The sequence below is a fragment of the Pseudomonas duriflava genome, assembly GCF_007830155.1.
In the GTDB taxonomy this organism is placed as follows: Bacteria; Pseudomonadota; Gammaproteobacteria; order Pseudomonadales; family Pseudomonadaceae; genus Chryseomonas; species Chryseomonas duriflava.
Window position 1 is genome coordinate 68434 of the sequence record NZ_VLKY01000012.1, and the last position, 14284, is coordinate 82717.

Annotated in this window: 17 protein-coding genes; 11 read left to right on the plus strand and 6 right to left on the minus strand. The window is 55.7% G+C overall.

The features are described from left to right. Positions 1–91: 91 nt before the first annotated feature. On the minus strand, positions 92–838 hold the full coding sequence (locus IQ22_RS16905; protein ID WP_145144129.1) for an SDR family oxidoreductase: 747 nt from the start codon (positions 836–838) through the stop codon (positions 92–94). Positions 839–905: 67 nt separating this feature from the next. Then, positions 906–1334, minus strand: coding sequence for a VOC family protein (locus tag IQ22_RS16910; protein WP_145144131.1), 429 nt, complete (start codon positions 1332–1334; stop codon positions 906–908). A 192-nt stretch (positions 1335–1526) separates the two neighbouring features. Between IQ22_RS16910 and IQ22_RS16915 the strand changes: the two genes are divergently transcribed. Then, on the plus strand, positions 1527–2051 hold the full coding sequence (locus IQ22_RS16915) for a GNAT family N-acetyltransferase (protein ID WP_244309251.1): 525 nt from the start codon (positions 1527–1529) through the stop codon (positions 2049–2051). A gap of 233 nt (positions 2052–2284) precedes the next feature. Here IQ22_RS16915 and IQ22_RS24305 read toward each other — a convergent pair whose 3' ends face one another. Further along, positions 2285–2383, minus strand: a complete 99-nt coding sequence (locus tag IQ22_RS24305) for a small membrane protein YohP (RefSeq protein WP_483247338.1) — start codon at positions 2381–2383, stop codon at positions 2285–2287. Positions 2384–2540: 157 nt separating this feature from the next. Between IQ22_RS24305 and IQ22_RS16925 the strand changes: the two genes are divergently transcribed. Together IQ22_RS16925 and IQ22_RS16930 are read left to right on the plus strand one after the other, a co-directional pair. Continuing rightward, positions 2541–3437, plus strand: coding sequence for an alpha/beta hydrolase (locus IQ22_RS16925; protein ID WP_145144135.1), 897 nt, complete (start codon positions 2541–2543; stop codon positions 3435–3437). 163 nt (positions 3438–3600) lie between these two features. Next, positions 3601–3990, plus strand: coding sequence for a hypothetical protein (locus tag IQ22_RS16930; RefSeq protein WP_145144137.1), 390 nt, complete (start codon positions 3601–3603; stop codon positions 3988–3990). A 99-nt stretch (positions 3991–4089) separates the two neighbouring features. Here IQ22_RS16930 and IQ22_RS16935 read toward each other — a convergent pair whose 3' ends face one another. Beyond that, positions 4090–5403, minus strand: coding sequence for an MFS transporter (locus IQ22_RS16935; RefSeq protein WP_145144139.1), 1314 nt, complete (start codon positions 5401–5403; stop codon positions 4090–4092). Between the two features lie 220 nt (positions 5404–5623). Between IQ22_RS16935 and IQ22_RS16940 the strand changes: the two genes are divergently transcribed. The 6 genes from IQ22_RS16940 to IQ22_RS16960 all read left to right on the plus strand — a co-directional run bounded on the left by IQ22_RS16940 (position 5624) and on the right by IQ22_RS16960 (position 9205). Further along, entirely contained in the window at positions 5624–6316 is a 693-nt protein-coding gene (locus IQ22_RS16940) for a TetR family transcriptional regulator (RefSeq protein ID WP_145144141.1), read from the plus strand. A 97-nt stretch (positions 6317–6413) separates the two neighbouring features. After that, a complete protein-coding gene (gene ureE, locus IQ22_RS16945) occupies positions 6414–6914 on the plus strand; it encodes an urease accessory protein UreE (protein WP_145144143.1) in 501 nt (166 codons plus the stop codon). Beyond that, entirely contained in the window at positions 6911–7582 is a 672-nt protein-coding gene (locus IQ22_RS16950; RefSeq protein ID WP_145144145.1) for an urease accessory protein UreF, read from the plus strand. The genes ureE and IQ22_RS16950 overlap by 4 nt, the downstream gene beginning before the upstream one ends. Before the next feature lie 13 nt (positions 7583–7595). Next, on the plus strand, positions 7596–8210 hold the full coding sequence (ureG, locus tag IQ22_RS16955; protein WP_145144147.1) for an urease accessory protein UreG: 615 nt from the start codon (positions 7596–7598) through the stop codon (positions 8208–8210). A gap of 506 nt (positions 8211–8716) precedes the next feature. After that, the gene (locus tag IQ22_RS23210) at positions 8717–8857 is read left to right on the plus strand and encodes a hypothetical protein (protein ID WP_158635450.1); all 141 of its coding nucleotides are present in this window, start codon (positions 8717–8719) and stop codon (positions 8855–8857) included. Between the two features lie 54 nt (positions 8858–8911). Continuing rightward, complete coding sequence (locus IQ22_RS16960; protein WP_145144149.1) at positions 8912–9205, plus strand: YciI family protein; 294 nt, start codon at positions 8912–8914, stop codon at positions 9203–9205. 41 nt (positions 9206–9246) lie between these two features. Here the strand turns inward: IQ22_RS16960 and nhaA are convergent, their stop codons facing one another. Both nhaA and IQ22_RS16970 read right to left on the minus strand, forming a co-directional pair. Further along, positions 9247–10422, minus strand: a complete 1176-nt coding sequence (gene nhaA / locus IQ22_RS16965) for a Na+/H+ antiporter NhaA (RefSeq protein ID WP_145144151.1) — start codon at positions 10420–10422, stop codon at positions 9247–9249. A 42-nt stretch (positions 10423–10464) separates the two neighbouring features. Next, on the minus strand, positions 10465–11568 hold the full coding sequence (locus tag IQ22_RS16970) for an AI-2E family transporter (protein ID WP_145144153.1): 1104 nt from the start codon (positions 11566–11568) through the stop codon (positions 10465–10467). 469 nt (positions 11569–12037) lie between these two features. Between IQ22_RS16970 and ahpC the strand changes: the two genes are divergently transcribed. Together ahpC and ahpF are read left to right on the plus strand one after the other, a co-directional pair. Continuing rightward, positions 12038–12601: an alkyl hydroperoxide reductase subunit C gene (gene ahpC / locus IQ22_RS16975; protein ID WP_122041560.1), complete on the plus strand. Its 564-nt coding sequence runs from the start codon at positions 12038–12040 to the stop codon at positions 12599–12601. A 121-nt stretch (positions 12602–12722) separates the two neighbouring features. Next, positions 12723–14279 (plus strand): alkyl hydroperoxide reductase subunit F, encoded by a 1557-nt coding sequence (gene ahpF, locus IQ22_RS16980; protein ID WP_145144155.1) that lies wholly within the window; start codon positions 12723–12725, stop codon positions 14277–14279. Positions 14280–14284: the final 5 nt, after the last annotated feature.

Sequence of the window (14284 nt, forward strand, 5' to 3'; positions counted from 1 at the left end):
TCCGCCGTTCGCAAAGTGCAGCGATGGCACTGCACCGTCTCTTCTATACGTCAACGACGAACGGAAGGGGTTCAATTACACGCGAGGGTGATCAGCGTGCTCCGGAAATATCCAGGATAGCGCCGCTGGCATAGGATGCCTCGTCCGATAGTAGCCAGATGATACCTGCCGCAATTTCTGCAGGCTCGCCTGCACGCCCCATTGGGGTGGTAACACCCAAACGGTTAGCGCGGTCGGGATCGCCGCCGCTGGCATGGATATCGGTCAATGTCAGCCCTGGCCGCACAACATTGACCCGCACGCCCTGCGGCCCCAGCTCCTTGGCCAGACCAATCGTCATCGTATCGATCGCGCCTTTGGAAGCGGCATAGTCGATGTATTCATTTGGCGACCCCAACCGGGCGGCAATGGACGATACATTAACAATAACGCCGCCTCGCCCGCCGCGCGTGGTGGACATCCGTCGCGCCGCTTCGCGAGCACACAGGAAAGCCCCGAAGACATTCACATCGAACATGCGCTTCATGCGGTCGGCCGGCATATCGGCCAGTTGCAGCGACGCACCGGTAATCCCGGCGTTATTGACGAGGCCGTCCAGGCCGCCAAAGCGTTCCTGTATCACGTCGAACATGGCTAGCACATCCATTTCGGACGACACATCGCTCCGAACGGCAATAGCCTCTCCGCCGGCCTGTTTAACCAGTTCAACACAGGACCGCGCCGCCGCCTCGTCCGCCGTATAGTTCACGCCGACTCGCCAGCCACGTTGCCCGGCGAGTCGAGCGGTTTCACGGCCAATGCCTCGGCTTGCGCCGGTAATCAGAATGATCTTGCTCATCGTCAGCCTCTCGTGGGTACGTGCGATCAGCTTAGAAGCTATTGCGGCAAGAGGCGAACAGCTCGAATCAATAGTTAGCCCACAGGCCGGGCGTAGCCAATTCCACTAGATGGCCGTCCGGATCGCGAAAGTACAGGCTGACCCCGCCTTTGGGCCATTTCACTTCGCCTTCTATGGTGATGTCATGGGCGGCCAAGTGGTTGCGCCAAAGCTCCAAATGCTCTGGTGCGATGGAAAAGGCATAGTGCAACCGCCCGGTACCGTCGTGCGGGGGAATGGTCCCACCAGGTAATTGCGCGGGTGTATCGGTCGTGCCCCGCTGAAAGAGCAGCAAAACATTAGCGGCCGCGACGTCATACGCGGCCACCCGGTCATCGTGAAACATTACCCGCAAGCCCAGCAAAGACTCATAAAAGTGGCGGGCCTGATTAAGGTCCGCCACGTAGAGCCCAGTTTCCAGGACCGGGCCGAGCGGTGGTGCAGCATTGGTCATCATGGCAGGTCTCTCAGTAGCCTTACCATTCAGAGCCCTAGCATCGCTTACGGTTCGCATGCCCCTTACAGCATCACCCTCGCCGCTGAGAGTAGTGAAGGCTTGCTGATCTAACCCTATCGGCTCACCACCCAAACCAGCTTGCTTATGCCTTACATCAGGTGTATCACTGCCGAATCACCCCGTGCATGGACCCTGACGATGCCCCTCATTCGCGATGCTCTCGAAACGGATATTCCTGCCATCCAAACCATTTACGCCCACCATGTTCTTTACGGAACGGCGACCTTTGAAGAGGCTGTTCCTAATGTCGTCGAAATGCAGCGACGTTACGCCACGATTCGTCAGGCCGGTCTTCCCTACCTTGTGGCCGAAGTTGACGGGCACGTACGTGGATACAGCTATGCTGGCTTTTATCATCCCCGCTCCGCTTACCGGTTTTCGCTGGAGGATACGATCTACCTGGAGGACGGTTGGCAGGGACGTGGACTAGGTAAATCCTTGCTTATGACTTTATTGGAGCGCTGTGAAGCCGGTGGCTGGCGACAGATGGTTTCCCTTATTGGCGGCAGCGATAATGCTGGTTCCATCGGCCTGCATATCAGCTTAGGGTTCCGTCATGTAGGCGTCTTGGAGCAGGTCGGGCTTAAGTTTGGCCGCTGGCATGATGTTGTGCTGATGCAAAAATCGTTAGGCAAGGGTTCAACGGATATACCTTAAGTCGCCGAAAAGAACTTCTCCTCGCGGGCCCCCTCATACAAGAGCACCCTTTCAACGAGGAGATCGGACATGGCTAACGAAGCATCACCCGTGGCACCCGAGCGCAAAGAGGCTGAACTATCACCCGACGACTTTGACGAGCTGTCCGAAGACGAAGAGGAATAAGGCAGAGCGAATCCCCTGCCAAAAGAAAAGCCCACCGCTTACAGGGTGGGCTTCTCGAAAAGGGCGCATCAGAAAATCAGTTTTAGAATGCCGATTACCACGATCAGGCCAATGATAAAAATAACGCCTGCGGTACCGCCGATAAACTTAAGCATAAAGTACTCCATTTGTTAGCTGTCTCACTTTCTCTGACGACAGTCAGGCGCAGCCGTTCAACGAAACATCTGTTAAAGGCTGCAACCGAACCGCTTTAGCGATCATGGGTCTTCATGAACAAGGTGCATGCAGTTCCCTTGCAGCCGTTCGATCCTACTGATCTAGCCTATGACTATCTCTTCATCTTCTTCTGCTCCACGCCGCTGGCTGCCCTTGATTCTGCTCGTGCTGTTTATTGGCGTCGGCTTGCCGGTGGGCTGCTCACAACTGGCCCAAAAGGAACGTGAGCTGGTGTTCAACATCGAACCCGGCACAGCCAGCTGGTTCGCCGGTATTCCGTCTGGAGTTCAGGAGTTGAATATTCCGGTCACGACCGGCTTGAGCGAAACCCAGTACATCCATGCCTGGTGGTGGCCTGTGGCCCGCAAGGACGCACCAGCCGCGCTCTACCTGCACGGCACCCGTTGGAACCTTACTGCGCAAGTTCGCCGTATCACAGCGCTACGCAACCTGGGTTATTCGGTCCTGGCCATTGACTATCGCGGTTTCGGTGAAAGCCCCGGCGAGTTGCCCTCGGAGCGCACGGTCTACGAAGATGCACGGATCGCCTGGAAACGTCTTGTCGAATTCCAACCGGACCCTGGCAAACGCTACATCTATGGCCACTCACTGGGCGGAGCCGTAGCCGTTGACCTGGCTCGCGAAATTTCCAAGAACAAAGATCCTCAGGGCGACCCAGCCGCCGCTGCCGGCCTCATTATCGAGTCCACCTTTACTTCACTGGCCGATGCCGCAGCGGCCGTAATCGACACGTCCTTGCCGATTCGCTGGATCATGTCGGAAAAATTCGACTCCATCGACAAAATCGCTGAAGTCGATATGCCGGTGTTGATTGTTCACGGTACAAGCGACCGCTACATACCGCCACGCTTCAGCCAGGCATTGTTCGAAAAGGCCCGCGAGCCCAAACGGCTTCTACTGGTCGAAGGCGGCACTCATACCAACAGCATGTCTGTGGGTACCCGGGAGTACGCACGAGCGGTCAGGGATCTGTTCAAGCTGTAACCCTCCTGCCAGCCCAAGCGGAGCGGTACTATCAACCAGCCTGATAACTATTCTTTTTCACATCACTGGCACTGATGTTTGATATGCCTGCGATCTATTTTTTTATCGATTAACTGGAACCGATACTGAATCTGTCAAAACAATCCTATCGAGGAAACAGATCATGAAAGGTTCATCTCTCTTGGGTATCGGGCTTACCGTTCTGGCCGCTAATGTCTTTGCCGCTACCCCTACTTTCTCCAGCGACGCACCGGTTCTGGCTGAGAATGGCAGTTACCAGACCATAGATCGCATGATCAACCGCCAAACCAAAACGCTGGAAGAAACCTTGATGTCCGAAAACGGTTCCGAGCAGACCCTGGACCGGATTATCGATCGTCAACAGCAGCAGCTGAATCCTCAGTTAGCTGAAGACGGCTCGGAACAGACCCTGGATCGGCTAATCAACCGTCAGCAGCGTCGGCTTAATCCTGAACTGGCCGAGAACGGCTCCCAGCAGACAGTTGATCGCATGATTGATAACCAGCAGCGCACCCAGGCGTCTCAAGCCTGATGCTGGCGACATGAAAAAGCCCGACCTTTTGATCGGGCTTTCTTCTTAACAAGACTACGCCGCTATGGTGACTGTCTGTTCAGAAACAGCGTGCAGCCTTCATTGACCTTTCGTTTTCTCATCCGGTGGCGAGTCGGTAGACGGCCCGATACTGGGAGGCGCATCCACCATAAGGGCTTCCGGTACCTCGTCTACACGTGGATCAAGCGTTGCGGCCATCGGGCTAACCGTATCTGGCATGGCCACGTGATGCAGCGGTGCTTCGTCCAGGCGATGCTCCCCTGTTACAAAGCGCGGCTGAACCCAGAGCACTAGAATTACGGCGTAAACCGAAACCAAAATATAGAACATGCCCGGGCCGAACTGATTCATCAGAGCACCGGACAGTAAAGGTCCAATACAGGCACCGACGCCATACGTAGTGAGCAGCATGGCCGACAACTCTACCCGACGCTCAGACTCCACATGATCGTTGGCAAACGCCACCGCTAGCGGATACAGCGTAAACAGCAGCATGCCTGTCAGGAAACCGGTTGCCAGCAGCAGGTGATACGGCAGGGTATACAGCCCCCACATGGGTATTGCGGCCAGGCACAACAGCACGGCGTTGCCACGGATCAGCTTGCAACGATCAAAGCGGTCCGATAGCCAGCCCAGGGGCCATTGGGAACAGAATCCCGCCACAATGCAGATACCTACAAACAGGCTCGACTGGGCCGTATCCAGCCCATTGCGGCTAGCGTATACCGGCGCCAGGCCATAGAACGCCCCTACCATCAAACCGGCGGCAAAGATTGTCACGAGCGATTGAGGCACACGCTGCCAGAAGAATTTGAGATCAAGCGGCGCTGCGATCAGCTTGGCCGGGTGGACGCGCCGCGTCATGGCGATCGGAATCAGGCAAGACGCAAAGCAGATCGCCACCAGGATCAGCGGCTTGTAGTCCAGCGCCGGGTGCACGGCCAGAAGGCCCTGCCCCACAACCAGCCCCATGTCCACTGCAATCATGTAGCCAGCGAATACTTTGCCTCGCTGGTGATTCTCGGACTGCTCATTGAGCCAACTTTCGATGACCATGTATTGGTTCATCATCATGATGCCCATGACGAAACGCATGACCAGCCAGACGCCAAGGTGATCCGTCAGGACGTGGACCAGCACCGTCACGGTCGCTCCCCCTGCACAGGCAACATAGGAGCGGATGTGCCCTACATTGGCGATGAGCCGATGGCCCAGCTTGCCGCCAAAGACCAGGCCAAGGTAATACGCGGCCATCAGGCCGCCCACCCAGAAATCCCCAACGCCCTGCTCGGTCAGGCGCAGGCCGATATAGGTGGTGAACAGGCCAGAACCGGCCAGCATTAATAAGGTAGCGATGTACAACGCAGGAAACGTGACAAGCGGGCTGAACATGGTTCGTCTGATCTGGAGAAGCCCCTAAGAGGCTTGTAAGTGATATGGCAGGCAATCGCCTATCGGCCAGCGAGGCCGGTTCTTGAGTACATTCATCCGGAACGAATGCACGCGACTCATGCAGACAGACTAACCGTGCCGAGATTCAGTCACACCAAACCTTTCCTGTTCCAGCTGGCAGTATTTGCTAGAGTACTGGACTGAACGAATGGAATGAGCCATGACCACCCGCGCCGCGCAAAAATTGCAGACCCGTAACGCCCTTATGGACGCCGCACATTTACTCATGAGCGATGGTCGAGGCTTTGGCAGCTTGAGCCTTCGTGAAATTACCCGCAATGCCGGTATCGTGCCAGCGGGCTTCTATCGCCACTTCAGTGATATGAACGCTTTTGGCCTTGCTCTGGTGGCTGAAGTAGGAGACACCTTTCGCGACACCTTGCGCCGTGTTCGGCATCATGAAGTTGAATTACAGGGTGTGATTGAGGCTTCCGTAGGGATCTTTCTGGATGCCGTAGCCGAACACCACCGTCACTTCCTTTTCCTGGCCCGTGAGCAATACGGCGGCTCACACCCGATCCGCCAAGCCATTGCCGATTTGCGCCAGCATATTACCGATGACCTGGCAGCCGATCTGTTCCAACTCAATCGCCTGCCCCATCTGACTCGTCAGGACCTGGACGTTGTAGCGGACCTGGTTGTGAAAACCGTATTCGCGACCCTACCCGAATTGATCGATACCCCTTCTGCTGTAACGGCTCCACATTTGACGCCGCAGGCCAAAATCATTCATCAGTTGCGGTTCGTCATGATCGGTGCCAAACACTGGCATGGAATGGACACGTTTAGCGCACCATCCAAGTGCATAGAGACGCCAACCGCTTCATCCGTGCACCATAAAGCAGCAAACTAATCGCTAGTATCAGGCACAGGCACACGGACTAGCGCGTCTTCGTATTTTGGCAGGCCCCTTGCTGTACGTTAGGACACCTGCCTTTGCGGAAACTGTCATGCTGGTCATTCATCATCGTCGCCCACCTCAGCCCCATTGGGACGAAGAGCTTTACCTGACCTTCGAGGCGCGCAGCAAAAGCCGTCTGCGTACCTTTACAGCCCGTGGCGAGGAAGTCGGTCTGTTTCTCGAACGCGGGCAATCGCCTCTGGCTGATGGTGAATGCCTGGAGGCGCAGGATGGCCGAATCGTACGTATCTGCGCGCTTCCTGAAACGCTCTTGCATATCACTTGTGGCAGTCCCGTTGAACTGACCCGGGCGGCCTATCATCTGGGTAATCGCCACGTGGCGCTGCAAGTTGGTGGCGGCTGGCTCCGCATTCTTGAGGATCATGTACTCAAAGCCATGCTCGACCAGTTAGGCGCTCGAGCAGAACTCGTCGAGGCGCCGTTCCAGCCTGAACATGGCGCTTATGGGGGCGGTCATCATCATTCGCATCATGGTGACACCGATTTCAATTATGGCCCACGCCTGCACCATTTTGGGGTCCGCTTATGAGACCGGCCTGGGCACTCATGCGTCTGGCCAGCCCTCAGCTACCTATTGGGGGCTACAGCTACTCCCAGGGACTCGAATCAGCCATCGAGACCGGTATTGTCACGGATGCCGATACCGCATATTGCTGGTTACACGATCAGCTCGAACTCAATCTTGCGCGCTTTGAGGCGCCTCTGCTCCTAGCTCATTGCCATGCGGCAGCACAAGGCGATTGGAAGCGTCTCAGCGAGCTTGCCAGCCAGCATAGAGCGAGCCGGGAAACCCGTGAGCTGGGCTTGGAAAGCCGACAGACCGGCTTTTCTCTTACCCAATTATTGAAAGACCTGCCTGAACTCGACAATGAGGCACGTGAACACTTGCTGGCAAGTGAACCCACTTTTGCCCTGGGCTGGGCAATAGCCGCTCGAGCCTGGCACATCGCGCCTGCCGAGGCCGTATCGGCCTGGCTCTGGGGCTGGCTGGAAAATCAGCTTGCCGTCCTGATGAAAGCCCTGCCGTTGGGTCAGCAAGCGGCCCAGCGACTGACCTCCAAACTCATGCCTGTACTGGATGCCGTTCTTGCCACAACGCTCGACCTGCCGGAATCCCACTGGGGCAGCGCCCCATTCGGGCTGGCCTTGGCCAGCATGGCGCACGAAAGGCAGTACAGCCGTCTTTTCAGATCGTAGGAGAAGAACAACGATGAACACCCAACCTCTTCGCGTCGGCATCGGCGGCCCGGTCGGCTCCGGAAAAACAGCGCTGACCCTTGCGCTGTGCCGCGCCCTGCGCGAGCGCTATAACCTGGCCGTTGTCACCAACGACATCTACACCCGTGAGGATGCCGACTTTCTGGTCCGCAACGAGGCCTTAGCACCCGAGCGCATTATTGGCGTGGAAACCGGCGGCTGCCCGCACACGGCAATCCGTGAGGATGCTTCAATCAATCTGGAGGCAGTTGATCAACTCAACCGCCGCTTTCCTGGCCTGGATCTGATCCTGGTCGAGTCCGGCGGTGACAACCTGTCCGCCACGTTTAGTCCAGAGTTGTCCGACCTGACGATTTACGTCATCGATGTTTCGGCAGGCGACAAGCTACCGCGCAAAGGCGGCCCGGGTATCTGCAAATCCGATCTGCTGGTGATAAACAAGGTAGATCTGGCCCCTATGGTTGGCGCCTCCCTCGAAGTAATGGACCGTGATGCCCGCAAGATGCGTGGCAACAAGCCGTTCGTCTTTAGTAACCAGAAGGTCGGCCAGGGTCTTGAGGACATCATCGCCTTTATCGAAAAGCAAGGCATGTTAACGGCTGCATAACCCCTATACGCAAGGCAAGCTCCCTATCGGATTCGCTATAGGTCACGCACTTGCCTTCCGATAGGTCATTGGTCAGTTAAACGGTGATGTCGATACGGAAGATTTCAACGCACTCTTGACGTTATCCCCATCACTTTGACGATCAGAACCGCGACACTGGCCCAGGCAGCCCGCTAGCGTGGAACAAAAGGCAGTTAGCCGGACGATCATGAAATAACCCAACAGGATCAGTCTCGTCGCCACTGCCCAGGCGATCAATAACGTTTATTTGTCACCTTCCAGGCGAAAGGAAAGAGGCGCTGCCTAAACGCCAACAGCGCCTAACGGTTTACTGTTGAAGAATGGAGGCCATGTTGTTCATGCTAGCCGTCCAGCCGGGGCTGCTGAGCAGACATAAGATAAGGACCGCAATGGGCTTGGATACGGATGAAAACATGAGTGGTATCCTTGTGAGTCATAGGGTCAAACGTTAACGTCGACAGCCGAAACGACAGGATAAATCACTCATGGGGCAGCGCCTCGGTGGCCGCCTGCAAAACTCCTTTGACCGGGGTGATAAAAGCGCTTTGAGCGTCTCCCTTATCGAGGCAAACGGCCATCCATCCAAGGATGTACGGCGACAGACGGCAGGATTAGCTCTTGCCTGAAAGACTATGCGCCATGCCCTACACTGTCTTTTTAAGCATGCTCGGGAGACGGCTATGCAATTTGCTGTAACGGCTTACGACTACACCGATCCAGACGCCTTAGACCGCCGCATGGCCTGTTGTCAGGCCCATTTGGACGGTATCCGTGCCATGGCCAAGGAAGGGATCTTTATCAGCGGCGGCGCCATCCTTGATGATCAAGGCAGGATGATTGGTTCGAGCGTCCATCTGGACTTCCCGGATAGGGAAGCGTTGGAGCTATGGCTGCAGAGCGAGCCCTATATGAAAGGCCGGGTGTGGGAAAAGCTGGATATCCGGGAAGTAAAGCTCGTTGATATCCGCAATTAATACATTGATAAAGGGCGCCGTTTAGGCGCCCTTTATGCTCGCTACGCTTTTTTCTTCTTGCCCACGAGGACCAGCATCAATGCCCCTAGGCAACCAGACGTGACCGAGCCCAGCAATACTCCGATTTTCACAGCATCTACTAGCTCAGGCGACGAGGGAAACGCGAGCAGGCCGATGAACAGGCTCATCGTAAAACCAATACCGCACAGCAAACCAATACCGTAAAGCTGCTTCCAGGTAGCATGCTCCGGCAGTTCGGCCAAGCCCAGGCGAATCGCCAGCCAAGCAAACGAGAATACGCCAAACTGCTTGCCTACCAGCAACCCCAGGGCGATGCCCAGCGGTACAGCGCCCATTAGCGAAGACAGGTTTACTCCCTCGAACGACACACCAGCATTGGCGAACCCGAAAATCGGAATGACCAGAAACGCCGTATAAGGGTGCAGGGTATGTTCTAGCCGCTCCAGCGGAGGATGCTTTGCGCCGGTACGCAGCGGAATCGTCAGCGCCAACGCCACACCGGCCAAGGTGGCATGTACGCCGGATTTAAACACAAAGAACCACAGCACGACGCCCACCACCAGATACGGCAGGATGCGCGTCACACCCAGGCGGTTCATGACGATCAATACGCCGAGCGTCAATGCCGCCAAACCCAGCATTTCCAGAGACAAGTCCGCTGTATAGAACACGGCAATAATGCACACGGCAAAAAGGTCATCAAGGATTGCCAGCGCTGTCAGAAAGATCTTTAGCGATACCGGAATTCGTGAGCCCAGCAGAGATAACACGCCCAGCGCGAACGCGATGTCTGTAGCCGTAGGAATGGCCCAACCGCTTATAGTCTGATCATTACCCCAGTTGATCGCAGCATAGATAATGGCCGGGAAGATCGCGCCGCCCAATGCCGCCAACCCCGGAAGAGCACGCCGCCCCCAGGTGGACAGCTGACCAACCAGCATCTCCCGTTTGATCTCAAGCCCCACCAGCAAAAAGAAAACGGCCATGAGCGCATCGTTGATCCAATGCAGAACGCTCATTCCCAAGACATAGCGCTCCAGCGTACCGAAGTACACCTCCGCCAGTGGCGAGTTCGCCACGATCAGTGCAATGACGGCAACACCCATCAGCAGTAATCCGCCCGAAGCCTCACTGGTCAGGAAAGCCCTGTAAAACGCCTGAAGCCCTTTAGCGCTCCGAATCTTCTTGTCTTGCATCTGCCGTTGCACCTCTTACTCCGATGAATATAAAGCGAAGCCTTAAAGGCCTTCTTGTGTCGTTCCCTCATGGGTATTGCTTATCGCAGCAGGATCACTGCGTGGCCATGCCCTCCATAGTGCCTTGAGCAGCGTCGCCAGAGGAATGGCAAAAAAGATGCCCCAAAACCCCCAAACTCCTCCAAAGAACAAAATGGCCAAAATGATTGCGACAGGGTGCAGATTCACTACACCGGAAAACAATAGAGGCGACAGGACATTACCATCCAGCGCCTGGATGATGGCATAGGCAGCGATCACATAGAAAAAGGACTCACTCAGCCCAAAGGTAAAACCGGCAACGGCTGCGACCGGAACCGTTGCCGCCGCTGCACCAATGAACGGAATTAAAACGGACAATCCCACCACTAGCGCCAATAGCGTGGCATAAGGAAGCGAAAGCGCATAAAACGTGACATAGCTAACTACGGCTACGATCACGATTTCAATCACCTTGCCGCGCACATAATTAGCGATTTGGTCATCTACCTCCCGCCAGATGTGGCTCATGAGCGTGCGCTTGCTGGGCAGCAGCGACAGGAAGAAGTTTACTAGTACGTCCTTGTCCTTGAGCATAAAGAACACCAGGATAGGCACCAGAACCAGAAAAGTGACAAACCCAATCAGATTGCCCAGCGAGCTTAACGACAGGCGTAACGCCCGTTGCGCCAAGGTGGTGAGCTCATTACCTACCGTTCCCATCCAACTCTGTATTTGCTCGGGGGTAACAATCTTGGGATAGCGCTCTTGCAACTCATCAAGCAGGACCTGAGCCTGGGCAAACATCCGGGGGGACTCTTGCAACAGCGTGACCAGCTGATCCCAAACCAGAGGCAGCACGACCAGTAGCAAGGCCAGAAAAACGCCAAGGAACGAAAGAAAGACTATAAGCACAGCAGCCAGACGAGGAACGTGCCAGCGTTCCAGGCGACTGACGCCGCCCTGAAGCAGAAAGGCTAGAACCAGCGCCGTGAAGAAAGGCGCCAGCATGGAGCCGAATAACACGACAACTGTGCAACCTAGCACCAGCAGCACACCTAGAGTGGCGGCCTCATCCTCTGCGAAATACCGTGTTATCCAGTGCCGTAATACGCGCCAGAAGGCCATGACTTAATGCCCTCTCAAACCAAGCGACAGCCATCCCTGCCTATTAATGCAGTCACTGACCAAGAAATTCATGCCGACAACACGTCGAGTCGTGCATAAAAACGCGCGATAACAACGGTAAGGCAGGTCGTGCATAAGTTTTTCCTTGAAATTCAAAGCGCTGCGAACGAGAGGCAAACCTCAAGGAGACCACATTTGGCCCGTGAACTCCCGTACAGCTGTTTTTCATTTGATGTCTGAAATACATCTCGCTGTAATCTAAAAATGGCTTCATTTAACAAAACTAAGATTTTACTTGCCGCTTCGCTTCAATTAGACGCTTTTTACAGCATTAACCACCTTAATTTCATGTCTACTTAAGGAATAGGTCAAAGTAATGAGATTGATGCCTACATTCAATTAAGTCTAATGTGCGCAAGCGAGTATCTTATGCCTCGCCAACTTCTTAACCCCTGATGGAGATTCAGTGATGTCTTTGATCAATTCCGAGATCAAACCGTTTAAGGCTACTGCGTACAAAGATGGCAAGTTCATCGATCTGACTGAAGCTGACTTCAAAGGTAAGTGGTCCCTGGTTGTTTTCTACCCAGCTGACTTCACCTTCGTTTGCCCGACCGAACTGGAAGACCTGGCTGACCTGTACCCCGAGTTCCAGAAGCTGGGCGTAGAAATCTACGGCGTTTCCTGCGATACCCACTTCGCTCACAAGGCATGGCACGACACGTCTGACGCTATCAAGAAAGTCCAGTACGCCCTGGTTGGCGACCCGACTGCTACCCTGGCTCGCAACTTCGACGTTCTGATCGAAGAAGAAGGCCTGGCACTGCGTGGCTCCTTCCTGATCAACCCGGAAGGCCAGATCAAGCTGTGCGAAGTTCACGACAACGGCATCGGCCGCGACGCGTCCGAAATGCTGCGTAAGGTCAAGGCTGCTCAGTACGTTGCCTCCCACCCGGGCGAAGTTTGCCCAGCTAAGTGGAAGGAAGGCGAAGCTACTCTGAGCCCGTCTCTGGACCTGGTTGGCAAGATCTAAGCCACCTCTCAAGGTCGCCTGCGCTTAGGAGCCGGCTTCCGGTTCCCTTTAGTGCCCGAACGCCCGGGCGGAATACGTCCGGGCGTTTTTATTTCCGAAATTTGTCGAGAGGTAATGCCTCATGTTGGACGCCAGTCTTAAAACTCAGCTCAAAGCCTATCTGGAAAAGGTCACCATACCCTTCGAGATCGTCGCGTCCCTTGATGACGGCGCTAAATCTCAAGAAATGTTGGGAATGCTCCAGGACATCGTCGGACTGACCGACAAGATTACCCTGCGCACCGATGGCAGTGACGCACGCAAGCCTTCGTTCGCCTTGAACCGCCCGGGTGAGAACATCAGCCTGCGCTTTGCCGGCCTGCCAATGGGCCATGAGTTCACCTCACTGGTGCTGGCGCTGCTGCAAGTGGGCGGCCACCCGTCCAAAGCCAGTGCCGATACGCTTGAAGCGATTCGTTCGTTGAAAGGCGAATTCAATTTCGAAACCTATTTCTCGCTGTCCTGCCAGAACTGCCCAGACGTTGTCCAGGCGCTGAACTTGATGGCCGTGCTGAATCCGAACATCCGCCACGTCGCTATCGACGGCGCGCTGTTCCAGGATGAAGTCACCGAGCGTCAGATCATGGCTGTACCGAGCCTCTATCTGAACGGCGAGCCGTTCGGTCAGGGCCGTATGGGCCTGGAAGAGATTCTGGCCAAGCTCGACACCGGCGCCAGTGCCCGTGACGCCGAGAAGCTGAACGCCAAGGAAGCCTTTGAGGTATTGGTCATCGGTGGTGGTCCTGCCGGTGCCGCCGCCGCGGTCTACGCCGCACGTAAGGGTATTCGTACCGGTGTAGCGGCCGAGCGCTTTGGCGGTCAGGTGCTTGATACCTTGGCAATCGAAAACTTCATTTCCATCAAGGAAACCGAAGGCCCGAAACTGGCCGTTGCCCTTGAAGAGCATGTGAAGCAGTACGATGTCGACATCATGAACCTTCAGCGCGCCGAGAAGCTGGTTCCTGCCAGCGAGCCGGGCAAGCTGCATGAAGTGCAATTCGCCAACGGTGCTTCGCTGAAGGCCAAGACGCTGATCCTGTCGACCGGCGCCCGATGGCGTGAAATGAACGTGCCGGGTGAGAAGGAATACCGTAACCGCGGCGTAGCCTACTGCCCACATTGCGACGGCCCCCTGTTCAAGGGCAAGCGCGTAGCCGTTATCGGTGGTGGCAACTCCGGCGTGGAAGCAGCTATCGACCTGGCAGGTATCGTGGCTCACGTCACCTTGATCGAGTTTGACAGCCAGTTGCGTGCCGACGCGGTGCTTCAGCGCAAGCTGCACAGCCTGCCAAACGTGACCGTGATCACCAGTGCGCTGACTAGCGAAGTAAAAGGCGATGGCCAGAAAGTGGTGGGGCTGATCTACAAGGATCGCAACTCCAGTGAGTTCCACACCCTGGACCTGGAAGGCATCTTCGTTCAGATCGGCTTGGTGCCTAACACCGAATGGCTGAAAGGTACTGTTGAGCTGTCACCTCGCGGTGAGATCGTGGTTGACGCCCGTGGTGAAACGTCTCTGCCGGGCATCTTTGCTGCCGGTGACGTAACCACCGTGCCGTACAAGCAGATCGTGATTGCGGTTGGTGAAGGCGCGAAGGCCTCTCTGAGCGCGTTCGACTACCTGATCCGTCAGGTATAAGACCC

Bases quoted from the DNA above. Each gene is read 5' to 3' on its own strand.
- IQ22_RS16905 (WP_145144129.1), bottom strand. From the start codon at position 838: ATGAGCAAGATCATTCTGATTACCGGCGCAAGCCGAGGCATTGGCCGT.
- IQ22_RS16910 (WP_145144131.1), bottom strand. From the start codon at position 1,334: ATGATGACCAATGCTGCACCACCGCTCGGCCCGGTCCTGGAAACTGGG.
- IQ22_RS24305 (WP_483247338.1), bottom strand. From the start codon at position 2,383: ATGGAGTACTTTATGCTTAAGTTTATCGGCGGTACCGCAGGCGTTATT.
- IQ22_RS16925 (WP_145144135.1), top strand. From the start codon at position 2,541: ATGACTATCTCTTCATCTTCTTCTGCTCCACGCCGCTGGCTGCCCTTG.
- IQ22_RS16930 (WP_145144137.1), top strand. From the start codon at position 3,601: ATGAAAGGTTCATCTCTCTTGGGTATCGGGCTTACCGTTCTGGCCGCT.
- IQ22_RS16935 (WP_145144139.1), bottom strand. From the start codon at position 5,403: ATGTTCAGCCCGCTTGTCACGTTTCCTGCGTTGTACATCGCTACCTTA.
- IQ22_RS16940 (WP_145144141.1), top strand. From the start codon at position 5,624: ATGACCACCCGCGCCGCGCAAAAATTGCAGACCCGTAACGCCCTTATG.
- ureE (WP_145144143.1), top strand. From the start codon at position 6,414: ATGCTGGTCATTCATCATCGTCGCCCACCTCAGCCCCATTGGGACGAA.
- IQ22_RS16950 (WP_145144145.1), top strand. From the start codon at position 6,911: ATGAGACCGGCCTGGGCACTCATGCGTCTGGCCAGCCCTCAGCTACCT.
- ureG (WP_145144147.1), top strand. From the start codon at position 7,596: ATGAACACCCAACCTCTTCGCGTCGGCATCGGCGGCCCGGTCGGCTCC.
- IQ22_RS23210 (WP_158635450.1), top strand. From the start codon at position 8,717: ATGGGGCAGCGCCTCGGTGGCCGCCTGCAAAACTCCTTTGACCGGGGT.
- IQ22_RS16960 (WP_145144149.1), top strand. From the start codon at position 8,912: ATGCAATTTGCTGTAACGGCTTACGACTACACCGATCCAGACGCCTTA.
- nhaA (WP_145144151.1), bottom strand. From the start codon at position 10,422: ATGCAAGACAAGAAGATTCGGAGCGCTAAAGGGCTTCAGGCGTTTTAC.
- IQ22_RS16970 (WP_145144153.1), bottom strand. From the start codon at position 11,568: ATGGCCTTCTGGCGCGTATTACGGCACTGGATAACACGGTATTTCGCA.
- ahpC (WP_122041560.1), top strand. From the start codon at position 12,038: ATGTCTTTGATCAATTCCGAGATCAAACCGTTTAAGGCTACTGCGTAC.
- ahpF (WP_145144155.1), top strand. From the start codon at position 12,723: ATGTTGGACGCCAGTCTTAAAACTCAGCTCAAAGCCTATCTGGAAAAG.